Annotated in this window: 19 protein-coding genes and 1 tRNA gene; 5 read left to right on the forward strand and 15 right to left on the reverse strand. The window is 30.7% G+C overall.

What is annotated here, in order from left to right; genetic code table 11:
• The first annotated feature begins 83 nt into the window (after window positions 1-83).
• A tRNA-Leu gene (locus AABM47_RS08115) sits at window positions 84-169 on the forward strand.
• A 163-nt stretch (window positions 170-332) separates the two neighbouring features.
• Here the strand turns inward: AABM47_RS08115 and AABM47_RS08120 are convergent.
• Complete coding sequence (locus AABM47_RS08120; protein WP_338410425.1) at window positions 333-491, reverse strand: hypothetical protein; 159 nt, start codon at window positions 489-491, stop codon at window positions 333-335.
• A gap of 121 nt (window positions 492-612) precedes the next feature.
• Here AABM47_RS08120 and AABM47_RS08125 point away from each other — a divergent pair, with 121 nt between their 5' ends.
• Window positions 613-819, forward strand: coding sequence for a hypothetical protein (locus AABM47_RS08125; protein WP_338410426.1), 207 nt, complete (start codon window positions 613-615; stop codon window positions 817-819).
• Window positions 820-1,123: 304 nt separating this feature from the next.
• On the opposite strand, the gene AABM47_RS08130 is transcribed toward AABM47_RS08125, so the two are convergent.
• From AABM47_RS08130 to AABM47_RS08140, 3 genes are all read right to left on the reverse strand, one after another.
• Window positions 1,124-1,798, reverse strand: coding sequence for a T9SS type A sorting domain-containing protein (locus AABM47_RS08130; RefSeq protein ID WP_338410427.1), 675 nt, complete (start codon window positions 1,796-1,798; stop codon window positions 1,124-1,126).
• A 117-nt stretch (window positions 1,799-1,915) separates the two neighbouring features.
• Window positions 1,916-2,317, reverse strand: a complete 402-nt coding sequence (locus AABM47_RS08135) for a hypothetical protein (protein WP_338410428.1) — start codon at window positions 2,315-2,317, stop codon at window positions 1,916-1,918.
• Between the two features lie 118 nt (window positions 2,318-2,435).
• Complete coding sequence (locus AABM47_RS08140) at window positions 2,436-4,055, reverse strand: tetratricopeptide repeat protein (protein ID WP_338410429.1); 1,620 nt, start codon at window positions 4,053-4,055, stop codon at window positions 2,436-2,438.
• 1,100 nt (window positions 4,056-5,155) lie between these two features.
• On the opposite strand from AABM47_RS08140, the gene AABM47_RS08145 reads away from it, so the two are divergent.
• On the forward strand, window positions 5,156-5,515 hold the full coding sequence (locus tag AABM47_RS08145; RefSeq protein ID WP_338410430.1) for a DUF1508 domain-containing protein: 360 nt from the start codon (window positions 5,156-5,158) through the stop codon (window positions 5,513-5,515).
• 66 nt (window positions 5,516-5,581) lie between these two features.
• Here the strand turns inward: AABM47_RS08145 and AABM47_RS08150 are convergent, their stop codons facing one another.
• Window positions 5,582-5,764 (reverse strand): hypothetical protein, encoded by a 183-nt coding sequence (locus AABM47_RS08150; RefSeq protein ID WP_338410431.1) that lies wholly within the window; start codon window positions 5,762-5,764, stop codon window positions 5,582-5,584.
• A gap of 398 nt (window positions 5,765-6,162) precedes the next feature.
• Window positions 6,163-7,404, reverse strand: coding sequence for a glycosyltransferase N-terminal domain-containing protein (locus AABM47_RS08155; protein WP_338410432.1), 1,242 nt, complete (start codon window positions 7,402-7,404; stop codon window positions 6,163-6,165).
• A gap of 95 nt (window positions 7,405-7,499) precedes the next feature.
• Between AABM47_RS08155 and AABM47_RS08160 the strand changes: the two genes are divergently transcribed.
• Both AABM47_RS08160 and galE read left to right on the forward strand, forming a co-directional pair.
• A complete protein-coding gene (locus AABM47_RS08160; protein ID WP_338410433.1) occupies window positions 7,500-8,627 on the forward strand; it encodes a DegT/DnrJ/EryC1/StrS family aminotransferase in 1,128 nt (375 codons plus the stop codon).
• A gap of 71 nt (window positions 8,628-8,698) precedes the next feature.
• A complete protein-coding gene (gene galE / locus AABM47_RS08165; RefSeq protein ID WP_338410434.1) occupies window positions 8,699-9,712 on the forward strand; it encodes a UDP-glucose 4-epimerase GalE in 1,014 nt (337 codons plus the stop codon).
• A 63-nt stretch (window positions 9,713-9,775) separates the two neighbouring features.
• Here the strand turns inward: galE and AABM47_RS08170 are convergent, their stop codons facing one another.
• The 9 genes from AABM47_RS08170 to AABM47_RS08210 form a co-directional block, all read right to left on the reverse strand.
• Window positions 9,776-10,006: a hypothetical protein gene (locus tag AABM47_RS08170; protein ID WP_338410435.1), complete on the reverse strand. Its 231-nt coding sequence runs from the start codon at window positions 10,004-10,006 to the stop codon at window positions 9,776-9,778.
• Between the two features lie 51 nt (window positions 10,007-10,057).
• Window positions 10,058-10,735, reverse strand: coding sequence for a peptidoglycan DD-metalloendopeptidase family protein (locus tag AABM47_RS08175; RefSeq protein WP_338410436.1), 678 nt, complete (start codon window positions 10,733-10,735; stop codon window positions 10,058-10,060).
• A gap of 65 nt (window positions 10,736-10,800) precedes the next feature.
• Complete coding sequence (gene fabD, locus AABM47_RS08180) at window positions 10,801-11,673, reverse strand: ACP S-malonyltransferase (RefSeq protein ID WP_338410437.1); 873 nt, start codon at window positions 11,671-11,673, stop codon at window positions 10,801-10,803.
• A gap of 67 nt (window positions 11,674-11,740) precedes the next feature.
• A complete protein-coding gene (locus AABM47_RS08185) occupies window positions 11,741-12,268 on the reverse strand; it encodes an NAD(P)H-dependent oxidoreductase (protein WP_338410438.1) in 528 nt (175 codons plus the stop codon).
• A gap of 56 nt (window positions 12,269-12,324) precedes the next feature.
• On the reverse strand, window positions 12,325-13,041 hold the full coding sequence (locus AABM47_RS08190) for a pirin family protein (RefSeq protein WP_338410439.1): 717 nt from the start codon (window positions 13,039-13,041) through the stop codon (window positions 12,325-12,327).
• 40 nt (window positions 13,042-13,081) lie between these two features.
• Window positions 13,082-13,402 (reverse strand): DUF6370 family protein, encoded by a 321-nt coding sequence (locus AABM47_RS08195; protein WP_338410440.1) that lies wholly within the window; start codon window positions 13,400-13,402, stop codon window positions 13,082-13,084.
• A 4-nt stretch (window positions 13,403-13,406) separates the two neighbouring features.
• Window positions 13,407-14,567, reverse strand: coding sequence for a formate-dependent phosphoribosylglycinamide formyltransferase (gene purT / locus AABM47_RS08200; RefSeq protein WP_338410441.1), 1,161 nt, complete (start codon window positions 14,565-14,567; stop codon window positions 13,407-13,409).
• Window positions 14,568-14,639: 72 nt separating this feature from the next.
• Window positions 14,640-15,827 (reverse strand): pyridoxal phosphate-dependent aminotransferase, encoded by a 1,188-nt coding sequence (locus tag AABM47_RS08205; RefSeq protein ID WP_338410442.1) that lies wholly within the window; start codon window positions 15,825-15,827, stop codon window positions 14,640-14,642.
• Window positions 15,828-15,959: 132 nt separating this feature from the next.
• Entirely contained in the window at window positions 15,960-17,057 is a 1,098-nt protein-coding gene (locus AABM47_RS08210; protein WP_338410443.1) for an acyl-CoA desaturase, read from the reverse strand.
• Window positions 17,058-17,165: the final 108 nt, after the last annotated feature.

A 17,165-nucleotide genomic window follows, 5' to 3' on the forward strand; every position in this document is an offset into this window, starting at 1 on the left:
CGACCTTGCCAAGGTCGAGGTCGCGGGTTCGAGCCCCGTTTTTCGCTCCAAAAATATACCAATGGTTTTTTATAAAACCTAATGCTTGAGTGGTGGAATTGGTAGACACGCTGGACTTAAAATCCAGTGGGTAGTAATGCCCGTGCGGGTTCAAGTCCCGCCTCGAGTACTGAAGGGGACAAACCAGAATTTTCTGAGTTTGCCCCTTTTTTTATGTGTTCTAATTGCCCGTTATTTCCAGTTAAAAGCTCAATCACCTTGTTTGTTTCTCTGGTTCGACATTCTGTTTTGGAAACAATAAGTTTACCCGAAAAAATTGAACCAATTAAAGCTCATTTTCTTTCATAATCACTTTTATTATAAATGGTTATTAAGTTTGAAAGTAAAGCTAAGCAACCATCTACGTATTGTTCTATTGGATTCTTTTCTGTTTTTAACCCTGATTGTTCAGCTTTTAAACCTCGTAATCGTGTTAGGTACTTGTCATTCATTCTATTGTACGTTTCAATACAATAGGAATTAATGTATTGTACGTTTACGATGCGTTGCTATGTGAGGAAAAGAACAAAGCTATTGTAGTTGAAACCATGAATCGAATTATAAAAGAGCACGGTGTTTATATCTGTGTTAAAGTTGATGGTTGCGTTACCTGTTGTTAATATTGAAACTGTAGCAGAACTGCAAACTGTAGCACTATCAAAATTTGCTTTGGATGAAGTGGTAAACCTTTATGAAGTATTGCCGATGCTATCTTTAAACGTTGAAGATAGTATAAAAGTTATTTCAGATATAAACTATTCGCAAATAACAATTAAATAACTTATTAATTATATAGCCAAACAAAAAAAGGAACAAAATTATATGGATTATAATGGTGTTTACATAACAAAAGAACTCGTTTCAAATTTAAAAGCTATTATTAAAAATTAATATCTCAAATATGAGACGATTTTGTTTTGCTGAATCTAACATAATCAACAAGTCAAATTATTTTTAAAGTTCAATAAATTAGTAATATTTAGTTTGAATGTATAGTCCCTCAATTATTAAGATTAACTTTAAATATAAAAGTGGTTAGAGTTAACACCCGAACCACTTTATTTTTTCAAAATAATAACAAACGTTATTCTTTCAAAATCTTTGTGTTTACAATATCATTATTTTGGTTAAAAACTTTCATGTGATAAAGACCAGATGAATAATCACCCATATCTAATGCGTATGCCTCTGAATTTAAATCTTTTTTAAATAATAATTTACCTGTCATACTATAAAGTTCTATTTTTAAAAGCGAACCTTCCTCTAAGCTTATATTTACTATACCATTTGTTGGGTTTGGGTAAACACTTGCGGTCAATTTTTCGATATTATCAATAGCTAAAACACTAATGCCAAAAGGTTCATTGACAAATGCCCAACTCCACGTAGAAAATGATGGATATTGGGTTTCTTTCCAATACAATTCGCCTTCGAATAAACACGCAATCCCTGCGGTATCATTAGTTAAAAGTGCTCTAACGTTCATTGTGTCGGTAGTTGGGATGTTATGATTAAAAGCAAAAAGTTGATTAGCAACTATAGTATCTTGTACAATTATATTGTCAAAAGAATCTGTAACCTCCCACTCGATAACATTTTGAGCGGAAGGAAAAGCGAAGTAAAAACCTGAATGGTGAATATTGAGGTAATTTGGAACAGAACCTACATTCACCGACATTCCTCCTTGGCAAGGTGTTTGTGCTTTTGAAATTTGAGTTAGCCCTAAAACTATGGCTAGTGTTAATATAATTTTTTTCATAATTATTAATTTTAAAGTTTATGACAAATTTGCATTAAAAGTGCATTTAACTATTCACGCCTAGCCGTGATATTACAATTATCATGTGTAAAAAGGAGATTATTAGCTGCAATTTTGTTAATTACAATTAGCACCTAATCTGTATAAGTAAAATCCATTAGGTGTTGTGCCAACATATACTTTATCACCATCACACTCAAATGTAACTGGAGCAACTAATTCATTTCCAAAATTTAAATCAATGGTTAAAATACCATTTTCAAATGTATAGTCGTTGGTTCCTGGGATGTGATTGCCGTCTGCAGCTTCAAAGGAATCATATTGGGCAAGGCAAGACAAGCCATCAGTACAATAATACGTATAGCGTACACCATTTTCAAAAATGTACATTGTATTTGAAAGATTTGAAGCCGACAACCATTTGCCTTCCATATTATATACTGCAGGTTCATTTGAGTCGTCTGGGTCGCAGCTCATAGTAACCAATGTTAATACCGCGAGTAATAATAATTTTTTCATTTTGTTTTTTTTAAAATTTGTTATTAATTTTATATTTAAAAAACAAATATGCAATAATGTAACCTTTTATTATCACGCCTAGCCGTGAAATTACAATTATCATGTGTAAAAGTGAATTTTAAACGTCTATTTTAGGGTTATTTGATGACTTAATTGCTTCTAACAATAATGAAATTTTCTTGTATTTAGACTCTTTAATTTCGAAATATTCATACATTCTTCGTAATGAGGAGCCTATTCCATCTACACTCATATTAGCCTTATCAGCTATTTCTTTATTGGCAATTGAGGGGTCTTCCAATAATATAGTTAATACCTTCCAATCGGTTTCATTCAATTTTCTGTTAATAGAATGCTCAATTTTTTCTCTAACCAATTCAAATTTACTAGAAACAACCATTAATTCTTTATTTGCATTACTTTTAAGCTTCTCAATCTCATCTATTAGTAAATCTCGTTTCGCTTGATTTTTCTTAATTCGAAAACGAAAGTAAAAAAATAAAATCAAAATTATTAACCCACCAATCAAAATAAGGGAATAAACTAATTTTAATTGTTTTAATTTTAATTGTGCTTCTTTTTTGTTGGCCTCTAATTGATTGTTAAATAGTTTAGCTTTGTAATCAGCTTGTAACGCCTCGCTAACAATTGCATTCTTATTTTTATCTATTAAAACACTATCTGCATATAACAAATATTGCTCATTCATTTGCAATGCAAGTTCGAATTTTTTTCGTTTTTTATAGCAATTATATAAGAGTTGAAACAATGCAGATTTATAGGATTTTCTTGTTCCCTTAAGTATTGGTTCTTTTAATTCTTGAGCGATACGAAAAGCATGTTCTACATCTGAATCTAAAATCAGTTCGGCTTTAAAAAGTTTAAAAGATATGATTCTATCATTATTACCTGTTTCAGTGAGCATTTTTAATCCCTTTTCAATCATTATACTCGCACTATGGGTATTTCCGTTAGTTTTATAGAAATCTGCAATATGATAAAAATATTCTGGAAGATAATATACATCGTTTTTTGCTTTTAATAATGAGTATGCTTTCTCAAAATTTTCTTTGGCAGTTTTGGTTCGCCCAATTTTAGCATAAATAACTGCTGTATTTAACCAAAGAAAACCAGCTTTTTCTTCCGCTCCTTCTTTCCTGTAAATATTTATAGCCTCTTTATAGTTTGGTAAGGCTAATTCATATAACTCTACAGACTGGTATATTCCTGCAATGTTATTTAAAACATCAGCAACCCTCATGTTGTTTTTTTGTGATTTAAATAAGGCTAAGGCATCTGTAAAATTATTTATAGCAGACTGGTTGTCGCCTTGGTGCTGAAATAAGGCAGCAAGGTTATTTTTTGTAGATGCTAATCCATTGTAATTTTTCAATTCAGTATAAATGGCCAATACTTCTTGAAGTACCGTATTTATTTTATCTAATTTATAGCCAAGCATATAATAAACAATAGCTTTCTCATTTAGTGCTAGAGCTTCTTCTTTTCGATTTCTTTTTTGTTTAGCTAATTTATAATGAAATTCAGAAAGTTTTAAAGAACTATCTGGGTCGCTTTGCGTATTATTCTCATAAAAATCATTAATAGCCTTAAAGCGAACGGTATCTAGTAAGAATTCATTCTCCCAAATAATTTTTAATGATTCGCTTTTACCCTGAGAATAAGTCAATAATATGGAAGCAAAGAGCAGAAATGTTATTATGAGTTTTGTCTTTTTCAAATTAAATTTTTATTGATTGCAATCTTAAAATATTTGATATAAATTTTGCGTATCCTTCAGTTTTGGGAATATAAAAGAAATTTTCTTTCCCTTAATTATATCAAATATATCAAATTAAAAATAAATAAAAGGAAATGATTTATGTTTTTTTTAATATTAAATTTACTTGATACAAGAGCTTCATGTCTTCTGAAAAGCAGTTCGATATTAACATCGTTTGGGGTACTTTAAAAGACCGTAATTATGTTGTTATTCAATATGTTACGGTTTTTTTTATTCCTTATTTTGCCCAACCATTGCGCAAACATTCTAATAGACATCATTTTTATATTACTAGATTCAATTAATTAAAAAAAATAGTTATAATTATAATAGCTTTTTTAATAATCAAATAAGATTTATTAATAAAGTTAACCATTCCTTTTTAACATTTAAAGTCGAATTGTTTGCTTTGAATAAAAAAAAACACATCTATTTAAAAATGCCCCAAAAAGTTAGATACTATTTGGGACATTTTTATTTTTTTATTTAACATCTAAATTATTTTAGAGTTAATACCTTGTTGGATTTTTTTTTAATTTAAAAAAGTTATTTAAGCTAATTTTAATTAAATTGTATGTTACTTTAATGAAAATTAATATGAGTTTTAATTTTAAAGACTTCTCTTTTGATGTCTTCTTTGCTTTTTTTATTAATAATATAACTTTTTATTTCTTTGTTATTTGTTTTGATGTTTAAAAAATAAATTTTATAAAAAAAAATTTTTTTCACACGTATGAATATTGCTTCAATATCATCTACATTGTATAGTATAGACGTATTGCTCTTAATTATTTCTACTAATCTTTTATTTGTAAATCTAAGTTTCATTATCATGTATTTATGTAGTATTTTTACTACAAATCAAATTTATATGATTTTAAAAACGTATGACTAGTTTTATAAGGTAATTCCGTATAATTCCCTATTTTTTTTAACAAATTGATATATTAAGTAAAAAATGGTTCATCATTATATTCTTTTTGAATATTATTAAAATATTTTTTTTTAATAAATAAATTTTAAAATGTTATCTTTCTATTTAAACTCTATACTTACTTATGGGAACTTTTGTAATATCAAAACGAATTAACGGCACTTATAAATATGAATACGTTTCTAGAAAAGGAAAGTCCATTTTTATCAGCGCAAATTTTGATTTGCGTTTTGAATGTGAAAACGAAATAAATTTGCTTAAAAAAGAAATAGCAAATTGTTTTTTTATGAAGTGTAAATCTTCACGAGGAAAATTTTATTTCAAAATTGTTATTCATGAAAGAGAAATTGCTACGAGTCGTAAATTTTCAACTGAATTGATGATGGTAAAAAGTATTAATGAAATTTTAACATTTATAAACCTATCAGAAATATTAGATTTTTCTTTAGAATTGGATTTTTTTAAGGAATCAAATAATCTTTAGCATAAAATTATTACAAAAAAAAGCCTCACAAAGTGAAGCCTTAATTTTTTTTTGATTTTATGCTAATTATTCTGCAACTTCTTCAGTAGCAACTTCTTCAACAACTGCTGTAGTATCTACTGCTGTAGTATCTACTGCAACTTCAACCGCAACTTCTTCAGCAACTGCTTCCTCAGCAGGAGCTTCAGTTTCTTTACAAGAAACAAACATAATAGCAACTAATGCTAAACTTAATACAACTTTTTTCATCTTTTTAAATATAAATGGTTAATTACTAATTATTGGCAAAGATATAACTTTTTTAACATCACAAAATATTTTTTGTTATTTTTTTCAAAATATTTTTAGAAGCTTAATTCTTATAAAATTTTATATTTATTTTAAACTTAAATTTTAAAGAATACTCAAATTATGCATTGATTATTAATTAGTTAAAAATACATTACACAAAAAATAGTTATGTTAAAAAAAAAACAATTTATTTTTTTTACGAGTTCAAATAGTGTCTTTGCTTTATATGTTTTAACTATTAAATATTTTAATTTGTTAATTTTTTTTCTTTTTGATCTTTACAATTATTAATTTGCGCTTCAAATATTTATTTTTCATTAAACTTTCATTCATATTATATTTTGTATTTTCACCTTTTAGGATTGAATTTGGTTTAAAATTATTGTAGATGCCCCTTTGTTCATTTGAACAAAAGTGCTGCAAATAAGACCTTTTTCATAACGTTCGTCTTTATTTTGAATTAATAAATTAAGTGTTTCTTTTAATTCATCATAATTTGAAATAGACATACAGCCTCCCATATGGACTAAAGCTATTGCTTCGGCAAAATTAGTGTAGTTTTTACCTATAACTATCGGAACTCCAAAGGTAGCGGGCTCTAAAATATTATGAATACCCGATTTTCCAAAACCGCCACCCACATATGCAATATCTGCATACGAATATATTTTTGTCAAAATTCCAACGCTATCAATAATAAATATCTGATAGTTTGATAATGTATTAGTGTCTATGCCGTTTATTTCTGAGAACAATAAGGTGTTTTTTTTCAATGATTTTTGCAATTCTTTAATGTGTTCTGGTACAATATTATGAGGGGCAAGGATGAATTTTATATCGTCAGGAGCAGTATTGATATAATCTGTTAATAGTTTTTCATCTTTTGGCCACGAACTTCCAATAACAACTGTAGTTTTATTATTTTTAAATTTCTCAATAAAGACTAAAGTATTGTCGCGTTCTAGAATTGATAAAACACGGTCAAATCGAGTGTCACCTGAAATTTTTACATTACTAAAGCCTATACTTTGCAGTAATTTTTTTGAATGTTCATTTTGAACATAAAAATAATCAAAAGTATGTAAAGCATTTCTATAAAAACTTCCATACCACTTAAAAAAAGTTTGGTTTTCTCTAAAAATGCCTGAAATTAAATAGGTTTTAATTCCAGCTTTTTTAAGCTCATTTAAATAATTAGGCCAATATTCATATTTAATAAAGAAAACCATTTCGGGATGAACCTTTTTAATAAACTTTTGCGCATTTGACAGTGTGTCTAATGGCAAATAAACAGTAACATCTGCAATTTCGTTTTTTTTTCTAACTTCATATCCCGATGGAGAAAAAAATGTTAGAACTATTTTATGTAAAGGAAATTGATCTTTAATTTTTTCTATTACCGGCAAACCTTGTTCGTATTCTCCTAAGGATGCAGCATGAAACCAAATAGTCTTGTCTAGGGGCTTTATTTTATTTTCAATTTGCGCTAAAACATCCTTTCTCCCTTCTACAAAAAGTTTTATTTTTGGATTAAATAATGCCATTACCTCAAGAATTTGAGAGGCTAAAAAAGTAATAAAATTATATACAATAAACATGATTTTTTTTTAATGCTATAAAAATACGTTTCTTTTTCTAAAGATTAATTCGTACGTTAGAATTTCTTACTTTTGTATCTCTTAATCCAATTAGAATGAAAAAATTACAAATGGTTGACCTTAAAAGTCAATACGAAAAAATAAAAGAAGAAGTTAACGCTTCAATTCAAGAAGTTTTAGATACAAACACATACATAAATGGACCTTTGGTTCATCAATTTCAAGCAGATCTAGAACAATACTTAGGCGTAAAGCACGTTATTCCTTGTGCTAATGGTACTGATGCTTTGCAAATTGCCATGATGGGTTTAAATTTAAAACCTGGTGACGAAGTTATTACAGCCGATTTTACGTTTGCAGCAACCGTTGAAGTAATCGCATTATTGCAATTAACGCCAGTATTAGTTGATGTTGATATAAATAATATGAACATTTCTATAGAAGCGATAAGAAAGGCTATTACTCCAAAAACAAAAGCTATTGTTCCTGTTCATTTATTTGGTCGTGCCGTCAATTTAGATGCTATTATGGAAATTGCAAACGAACATAATTTATATGTTATTGAGGATAATGCACAAGCTATTGGAGCTGATTACACTTCAAAAGATGGTTCTAAAATTAAAGTTGGAACTCGAGGCCATGTTGGAGCAACATCATTTTTTCCATCAAAAAACTTAGGCTGCTATGGAGATGGTGGCGCAATATTTACCAATGATGATTCATTGGCTCATACACTTAGAGGAATTGTGAATCATGGAATGTATCAACGATACCATCACGATGTGGTGGGTGTAAATTCAAGATTAGACAGTATACAAGCTGGGGTTTTAAAGGCTAAATTACCACTCTTAGACACTTATAATAAAGCCCGTCAAGATGCAGCCAGAAAATACACGAATGCCTTGGGCGTAAATCTAAATATAATTGCACCAACAATTTGTGCTAGTTGTGATTGTCATGTTTTTCATCAATATGTAATTCGCATTACAAATGGAAAGCGAGATGGTTTAATGGAACATTTACAAAAAAAGCAAATACCGTGTGCAATTTATTATCCAATTCCATTACATAGTCAAAAAGCTTATGCTGATGCAAGGTATAATGACGAAGATTTTTCGGTAACCAATCAATTATGTAAAGAAGTTATTGCTTTACCCATGCACACCGAATTAGATGATGAGCAAATTAAATTTATAACAGATAGTATTTTAGAATACGTTTAACAAGGTTTTCAGTTTATGGTTTTCAGTAATTTAGCTGTTCGTTATAAACTGTTGACTGTTAATTGATAAATATGAAAATAGTAGTTACAGGAGGTTTAGGTTTTATTGGATCACATACAGTAGTTGAATTGCAAAACGAAGGTTTTGATGTAATTGTTATAGATAATTTATCAAATTCAACAGAACAAGTTTTGGATGGTATTTTTAATATTACAGGTAAAAAACTAATTTTTGAGAAAATTGACTTACGTGAAAAATTAGCTGTTCAAGTTTTTTTTTCAAGGCATAAAGATGTTGTAGGAGTGATTCATTTTGCGGCCTCAAAAGCAGTTGGTGAAAGTGTTGAAAATCCTTTATTGTATTATGAAAACAATATCAATGCTTTGGTTTATGTGTTGCAAGAATTAACAAAATTACCAAAAGCCAATTTTATTTTTAGTTCTTCTTGTACGGTTTACGGTCAAGCCGAAAAAATGCCAATTACAGAAACGGCTTCCATCCAAACAGCAATATCGCCTTATGGGAATACCAAACAAATTGGTGAGGAAATTATAACTGATGTAGCAAAAGTGACGAATTTGAACTCCATATTGTTACGCTATTTTAATCCAATTGGATCTCATCCAAGTGCAGAAATTGGCGAATTACCTCTTGGTGTTCCTCAAAATTTAGTGCCTTTTATTACTCAAACAGCTATGGGCATGCGTGAAAAACTTTCTGTTTTTGGAGATGATTATCCAACTGCAGACGGAACAGCAGTTCGCGATTACATTCATGTAGTTGATTTAGCAAAAGCGCATGTTGTAGCTTTAAAGCGCTTGTTGAACAAAAAAAACATTGAAAAAGTAGAAACGTTTAACTTGGGAACCGGAACAGGAAGTTCTGTTTTAGAAGTGATCAAAACTTTTGAAAAAGTATCAGGTAAAAAGTTAAACTATCAAATTGTCGATAGAAGAGAAGGTGATATAACAGAAGCATTTGCTAATACTGACAAAGCAAATGCTATTTTAGGCTGGAAAGCGCAATCTACTTTAGAAGAATCATTGGCAAGTGCCTGGAAATGGGAACAGAAAATAAGAAGCTAATTTCAAATAAAAAACCCCAAATAGTTTTAAATTATTTGGGGTTTTTTTATTTGAAATTAGAAATTACTTTACAACTTCATCTACTTTTTTTGCCATATCATCTACTCCTTCTTTCATATCGTTTCCAACTTCAGTTGCAGTAGAATCAATTGCATCAACAACGTTTTCAGTTGCTGTTTCTATTTCAGTTCCAACAGTTTCAGTAGCGTTTTCTACTTTTTCTGCAATAGATTCTTTACATGATACAAATGCTAGAATTGATACAAATGCTAATGCTAAAATTACTTTTTTCATAAATTAATGTTTTTAAGTTAATAGTTATTTTATAGTCAAATATATAAAAATCTATTGAATTTTCAATAGAAAATTTGGATTAGGGCAATTGTCTGAGTAAAATTTAATTTCATTTTTACTACAAACACCAGGATAATCTCCAATTTTGCCTTGTAAATCTTTAATAATTTGAAAATGCAAATGTGGCGCATAATCACCATTTATAGGTGACGCACCTAACTGGGCAATAACATCACCTTTTTTTATAATTTGACCTCTTTTTTTTGTATTTAAACTCTCCAAATTTAAATGTCCATAAAGGGTATAAAAAGCGTGTCCCTCTATATGGTGTTCTAAAATAATGGTTGGGCCGTAATCTCCTATAGCATTATTATTTTGAAAGCTGTGAATTGTGCCGTTTAATGCTGCCAAAACATTAGTTCCAGCTTGTATCCATAAATCTAATCCAATGTGAATGTTTCGTTCATCGGTGGTTTCATTTTTAAAAGCTGGACTTCTTTTATATAAATTTCGTGTCTCTAAATAGCCACCAAAAGCAACTTTTGCATTATTTTCTGAAAGATGATTTTCTATAAATATTTCAAAAATAAGAGCATCAGTTAAATTTAAATCTAATTGATCTGTGTGATTTGCTGATAAATTTAAAGTTACATAATCTTCATAATCAATAGAAGAATCAACAACTTTGACCTTAGTTTGTTTTTGAAGAGTTTTTATAAATGAATGCATAATTAGTTTCCTTATTAAATTTTCAAAATGGCATCTCTTAACGAAGGATTTGTTGTTTACCTTTGTTAAGCTGAAAATGTTTCTGCCTCTGGGTTGATTTTTTTAACCAATCCAACCAATACTTTTCCTGGACCAACTTCAGTAAAACTTGTTGCACCATCTCTTATCATTTGATTAACTGATTGAGACCATTTTACAGGAGCAGTTAATTGAATGATTAGATTTTTCTTAATTTCCTCTGGGTCAGAAACGGCAGTGGCAGTTACATTTTGATACACCGGACAAATAGGTTTTGCAAACATTGTTGCTTCGATAGCCGCTGCCAATTCTGCTCGCGCCGGCTCCATCATTGGCGAATGAAAACCCCCGCCTACAGGTAAAACTAAAGCGCGTTTTGCTCCAGCTTCTTTCATTTTTTCACAAGCTAATTCAACGGCTTTAAAAGCTCCTGAAATAACCAATTGCCCCGGACAATTGTAGTTAGCGGCCACCACAATACCCTCTATTGAAGCGCAAATTTCTTCTACAATTTTGTCATCAAGGTTCAAAACTGCTGCCATTGTAGACGGTGTAATTTCACAAGCTTTTTGCATGGCAAGTGCTCTTTGAGAAACTAATTTTAAACCGTCTTCAAAAGACAAAGAACCATTAGCAACCAAAGCAGAAAATTCGCCTAACGAGTGACCCGCTACCATCTCGGGATTAAAATCGTCTAAAGTTTTAGCTAATATTACTGAATGTAAAAAAACGGCTGGTTGTGTTACTTTGGTTTCTTTTAATGCTTCTACTGAACCTTCAAACATAATGTCTGTGATTCTGAAACCAAGAATAGTATTGGCTTTTTCAAATAATTCTTTGGCTACTGCCGAACTTTCATATAAGTCTTTACCCATTCCTAAAAATTGAGCTCCTTGGCCTGGAAATATGTATGCTTTCATGTTTTATGTTTATAAGGTTTTGGGTTAAAAATGCAGATTCAAAACCGATGTAAAAATAGTATTTTTATTATACACTAATACTTTTTACGATTTTTAGTAATTCATTTTTTAATTCCTCATTAGTAATTCCTTTGTTGTCATCAAAGTTATCATTGAAACTTGGTAATGAATAACTACCTTTTATAATGGCTCCTTGAAAAGGGAATCTATTTTTGGCTATTTCCAAAACAGTAGATCCACCACGTGCTCCTGTGGAGGTCGCTAATAATAGCATGGGTTTTTCTTGAAATGTTTTGCCATTTATTCTCGATGTCCAATCTAATATGTTTTTAAAAGCTGCAGAATAGGCTCCGTTGTGTTCGGCAAAAGAAATAACGATTAAATCTGCAGATCCTATTTTCATATAAAAATCATGAGCTAATGGAGGAATCCCATTTTTATTTTCCTTGTCAGATGAAAAAATGGGCATTTCATATGCGTTTAAATCTAGGACTTCAACACTTGTGTTTTCAAACTGATGAGCGGCAAATGTTGCTAATTTTTTATTTATTGAAGCTTTGCTTGATGAAGCGCCAAATGCTATAATTTTTTTCATGTTTATTTTATTGATTTATAGTGCAAGCAAAAATGCTAATTTGTTAATCTATAGTTTTAGGCTTTCATTGGGATATCCATAACTAAAAAAGATGATTGTAAATTTGCTTTTATTTCTATTTCATCTGTATCCCATATTCCAATAGCATCTCTTTTTTCTAAAAGAATTCCATTAACTTCAATTTTACCATCAATTGTTATGATGTAAAATCCGTTACCTTCTTTTTTTAAAGCTAATTTTTTTGAAAAATTTATATCAAATTTACTCAAATAAAACCACGCATCTTGATGAATCCAAACGCCTTCATCCCCTTGATTAGGAGATAAAATTTGGGCAAAATTATTTTTCTGTACGGATTTGTCTAAAGTTATTTGTTGGTATCTTGGCTTTACATTTTGTGTTTTTGGGAATAACCAAATTTGGAATAATTTGGTTTGTAAATCAGCATTTGGATTAAACTCACTATGTTGAATTCCAGTTCCTGCACTCATTACTTGTACGTCGCCTGTTTTTATAATAGATTCGTTGCCCATACTATCTTTGTGAGCCAAATCACCTTCAAGGGGTATGGTAATGATTTCCATATTGTCATGTGGGTGCGTTCCAAAACCCATCCCTGCTGCAACGGTATCATCGTTTAGTACTCTTAAAACTCCAAATTGAACTCTTTCGGCACTAAACCAACTGCCGAAACTAAAACTGTGCCATGCGTTTAGCCAACCGTGATTGGCATTTCCTCGGGTATTTGCTTTGTGAATAACAGAGTTACTCATAATAAATTAATTTTTAGATTAATGTGTTTAATACTTTACTTTATTCTGTAGGTAGTAAAACGAAATTTGTGACTTTAAATATTTTATTTTCAATTTCACCAGAAACTTTTGCTTTTCTAACTGCAGCACAAAAGCCATTGTGTGCATGTGCGTCACCGTGGTCATCTATAGTTGTTCCTTCTATAAAATATGCCTTTCCATCAATTCGAACGGCTAAATCACATCCTTTTTTTTCGTTCATTTCAAATTGACATTGACCACAGGAAACTTCTACTATTTGGTTTTCAAATTTTATTTTTTTTTCTTGTGAAAAAGCTGAAATAGAGAATAAAGCGAATAATAATACAATACTGTTTTTCATGATATTAAGAATTTATGGTTATTAGTTTTGAAGTTTCTTTTGCTCTTTTTGTAATTTCTTCGATGGGCGTTTCTAGAGAATCGTGGCTTAGTACTATGCCCATTCTTCGGTAAGGCCTAGAGGTTGGTTTGCCAAAAATTTTAAAATCGGTTTTAGGTAAACAAGCTACTTTTTCAATCCCTGTATATGTTGGATTATTTGAGTTTTCTGTAGCTAAAATTACTGCACTTGCACCTGCTTTTTCTAATGTTATTTCGGCTATGGGTAGGCTTAAAATTGCTCGTAAATGCAATTCAAACTCATTAAAATTTTGAGTATTAGCTAAGGTAACCATACCAGTATCATGTGGTCTTGGTGACAATTCAGAAAAATAGACTCCTTCATCTGTTAAAAAAAACTCTACACCAAAAAGGCCTGCGCCACCCAGAGCTTCGGTGACTTTTTCTGCCATGTCTTGTGCTTCATATAAAGCGGCATCAGAAATTCGTGCTGGTTGCCAGCTTTCCTGATAATCACCACGTTCTTGTCTGTGTCCAATAGGAGCACAGAACAGTGTAGAATTGTTGTTTTGTGTTACCGTTAATAATGTTATTTCTGAATAAAAATTTACAAAAGCTTCCACAATTACCTCTACTAAATCGCCACGAGAACCTTCAGTTGCATAATTCCAGGCTTTAAATATATCGTCTTCTGTTTTAATGGTCGATTGACCTTTTCCAGAGGAACTCATTAAAGGTTTTACTATGCATGGCATTCCAACTTCTAATACTGATTTTTTTAATTCTTCAGCTGTTGTAGCATAGCGATAATTTGCCGTTCGTAAGCCTAAATCTTTTGCCGCTAAATCTCGAATAGCTTTTCGGTTCATAGTAAAGTTTGCCGCTTTAGCAGATGGTACTACTGTAATGCCTTGCTTTTCGTAATCATAAAAACGTTCGGTTCGTATGGCTTCGATCTCAGGCACAATAAAATCAGGTTTGTGTTTGGCGACAATTTGGTCTAAAGCTTCTCCATCTAGCATGTTTATCACTTCAAAACCATGTGCTACTTGCATTGCGGGCGCATTTTCATAACTATCAACAGCAATGACTGTTTGACCCATTCGTTGCGCTGCTATAACAAATTCTTTTCCAAGCTCACCAGAACCTAATACTAATAATTTCATTTTTATACTTTATGGGTTTAAAATAGTTAAGGGTTTACAAATTAAAATACACACATAAAATTTTAACCTAATTTAGGCGAGCGCTTCTTTTATTCTTCTTAATGCTTCAATCAATAAAGCTTCGCTTGTTGCGTATGAAAAACGGATGCAATTAGGGTTTCCAAAAGCGTCTCCTGTTACTGTAGCAACGCAGGCTTCTGATAATAAATACATAGAAATATCATTAGCGTCTTTTATTTCAGTTCCTTTTAAGGTTTTTCCAAAGAAATAAGAAATGTCAGGAAAAACATAAAAAGCACCTTCTGGAACGTTAATTTTTACTCCTGGAATTTCTTTTAATAAACCAACGACTAAATCTCTACGGCTATGAAATGCTTGAACCATGAAATTTAATACCGCTGGATCAGCATCAACTGCTGTAATAGTAGCGCGTTGAGCGATAGAATTAGCACCAGATGTAACTTGGCCTTGCATTTTTGTACACGCTTTTGCGATAAATTCAGGTGCGCCAATATATCCAACTCTCCAACCTGTCATGGCAAATGCTTTAGCAACTCCATTGACTGTGATTGTTTTTTCAAACATTCCGGGTATTGATGCTATACTGCAAAATGTTCCCGAAAAATTAATATGTTCATAAATTTCGTCGGCTACTACGTATATGTTTGGGTGTTTTTCTAAAACTTTAGACAAAGCGGTTAATTCCTCGCGACTATATACCGAGCCGCTTGGGTTACATGGTGAACTGTACCAAATCATTTTTGTTTTTGGAGTGATTGCTTTTTCAAGCTCTTCGGGTGTGATTTTAAAATCACGTTCTATAGATGTTGGAACTTCAACAGGAACTCCGCCAGATAGTTTTATAATCTCAAAATAAGAAACCCAGTATGGTGCAGGTAAAATAACCTCGTCTCCATCGTTAAGCATTACTTGAGCAATGTTGTATAAAGATTGTTTTGCACCAGTTGAAACTACAACATTAGCAGGCTTATAATCTAGGTTATTATCTCTTTTGAATTTTCTACAAATAGCTTCTTTCAACTCTACATATCCATCAACAGGTGAATAGGTAGAATAGTTTTCGTCAATTGCTTTTTTTGCTGCTTCTTTAATGAAATCAGGCGTATTAAAATCGGGTTCTCCTAAACTTAAACTGATGATGTCTTTCCCTTGACTTTTTAATTCTCTTGCTAAGGCAGCCATAGCTAAAGTTTGAGATGTTGCTAAATTGTTGATTCTGTCGGATAATGGATTGCTCATTTTGCTGTGTATTCTAAATTAGTTGTTTTATAAAAGTATAAAACCATCAATAAAATAAGAAAATTAAGGTTTTTAATATGCTTAATGAAACTTAATTTGTTAATGGTTTTTTAACTTAATTTGTTTGTGTCTTTATGCCAATTGTGGCTCTTGTCCTAAATCTTTCAAATGTTTAAAATGAGCAATTATTGCACTTCTCATGGTTTTGTACTCATGATAAGGTAAATTGCACTCTGACGCAGTTTTTTTGACTATTTCTGCAATTTTACTGTAATGTACATGACTAATATGAGGAAATAAATGATGTTCAACTTGGTGATTTAGACCCCCTGTGTACCAATTTACAACCCAGTTTTTAGGCGCAAAATTTACCGTTGTAAATAATTGATGTATGGCCCACGTGTTTTCTATTTCGCCAGTTTCATTTGGAGAAGGATTGGTAGTGTCATCAATAATATGAGCTAGTTGAAAAACGATACTCAATATTAAACCTGCAGTATAATGCATAGCAAAAAAGCCAATAAACACTTTCCACCAAGTAATTCCAAAAATCATTGGAATAACAATCCACATAGAAAAATAAACAATTTTTGAAATTACTAAAGTTGTCCAAAGTGTTTTAGGACTTTTTGCAACCCCATACGAAAGGTTTCTTTTTAAATAGTTAGCCATTTGTTTAAAATCGGTTGTTAGCGACCAATTAAAAGTCAGTAAACCATATAAAAAAACAGAATATAAATGTTGAAACTTGTGAAATTTTTCCCATTTTGCAGATTTTGTAAATCGAATAACACGTCCTGCATCTAAATCTTCATCATGTCCAGGTATGTTTGTGTAGGTATGATGCAAAACATTATGTTGCACCTGCCAGTTATATACATTTCCAGCTAAAATATAGATGCTACCTCCCATAAACTTATTGACCCAGTTTTTATTAGAATACGCACCATGATTTCCGTCATGCATCACATTCATACCAATTCCGGCCATCCCAATTCCGATTATTACTGACAATAATAAAAACAAACCAAAATGCATGCTTGGCAATGCTATTATAAAAAAGTAAGGAGTTAAAAAAATGGCAAACAATATTACTGTTTTGAGATGCAATTTCCAGTTGCCTGTTTTTTTTATTTTATTTTCTTTAAAATATTCATTGACCCTTTTATTTAATGTTCTAAAAAACTTTAAAGAATCATTATTAGAAAATGTTGGCGGAGTTAAATTCATAGCTCAATTTATTTTTTTCAAAGATAAATATTAAATTTTTGATTGATTACTAAACAAATGTTATTTTGTTAACGAAATTAGGTATTTTTGTTTAAAATACATAAAAAA

Source organism: uncultured Flavobacterium sp., assembly GCF_963925415.1.
Classification (GTDB): Bacteria; Bacteroidota; Bacteroidia; order Flavobacteriales; family Flavobacteriaceae; genus Flavobacterium.

Excerpts from the sequence above, each read along its gene's own strand:
- AABM47_RS08210 (WP_338410443.1), bottom strand. The coding sequence starts at position 17,057 with ATGAATTTAACTCCGCCAACATTTTCTAATAATGATTCTTTAAAGTTT.
- purT (WP_338410441.1), bottom strand. The coding sequence starts at position 14,567 with ATGAAATTATTAGTATTAGGTTCTGGTGAGCTTGGAAAAGAATTTGTT.
- galE (WP_338410434.1), top strand. The coding sequence starts at position 8,699 with ATGAAAATAGTAGTTACAGGAGGTTTAGGTTTTATTGGATCACATACA.
- AABM47_RS08205 (WP_338410442.1), bottom strand. The coding sequence starts at position 15,827 with ATGAGCAATCCATTATCCGACAGAATCAACAATTTAGCAACATCTCAA.
- AABM47_RS08190 (WP_338410439.1), bottom strand. The coding sequence starts at position 13,041 with ATGAGTAACTCTGTTATTCACAAAGCAAATACCCGAGGAAATGCCAAT.
- AABM47_RS08160 (WP_338410433.1), top strand. The coding sequence starts at position 7,500 with ATGAAAAAATTACAAATGGTTGACCTTAAAAGTCAATACGAAAAAATA.
- AABM47_RS08185 (WP_338410438.1), bottom strand. The coding sequence starts at position 12,268 with ATGAAAAAAATTATAGCATTTGGCGCTTCATCAAGCAAAGCTTCAATA.
- AABM47_RS08150 (WP_338410431.1), bottom strand. The coding sequence starts at position 5,764 with ATGAAAAAAGTTGTATTAAGTTTAGCATTAGTTGCTATTATGTTTGTT.
- AABM47_RS08155 (WP_338410432.1), bottom strand. The coding sequence starts at position 7,404 with ATGTTTATTGTATATAATTTTATTACTTTTTTAGCCTCTCAAATTCTT.
- fabD (WP_338410437.1), bottom strand. The coding sequence starts at position 11,673 with ATGAAAGCATACATATTTCCAGGCCAAGGAGCTCAATTTTTAGGAATG.
- AABM47_RS08175 (WP_338410436.1), bottom strand. The coding sequence starts at position 10,735 with ATGCATTCATTTATAAAAACTCTTCAAAAACAAACTAAGGTCAAAGTT.
- AABM47_RS08195 (WP_338410440.1), bottom strand. The coding sequence starts at position 13,402 with ATGAAAAACAGTATTGTATTATTATTCGCTTTATTCTCTATTTCAGCT.
- AABM47_RS08145 (WP_338410430.1), top strand. The coding sequence starts at position 5,156 with ATGGGAACTTTTGTAATATCAAAACGAATTAACGGCACTTATAAATAT.
- AABM47_RS08135 (WP_338410428.1), bottom strand. The coding sequence starts at position 2,317 with ATGAAAAAATTATTATTACTCGCGGTATTAACATTGGTTACTATGAGC.
- AABM47_RS08130 (WP_338410427.1), bottom strand. The coding sequence starts at position 1,798 with ATGAAAAAAATTATATTAACACTAGCCATAGTTTTAGGGCTAACTCAA.
- AABM47_RS08170 (WP_338410435.1), bottom strand. The coding sequence starts at position 10,006 with ATGAAAAAAGTAATTTTAGCATTAGCATTTGTATCAATTCTAGCATTT.
- AABM47_RS08120 (WP_338410425.1), bottom strand. The coding sequence starts at position 491 with ATGAATGACAAGTACCTAACACGATTACGAGGTTTAAAAGCTGAACAA.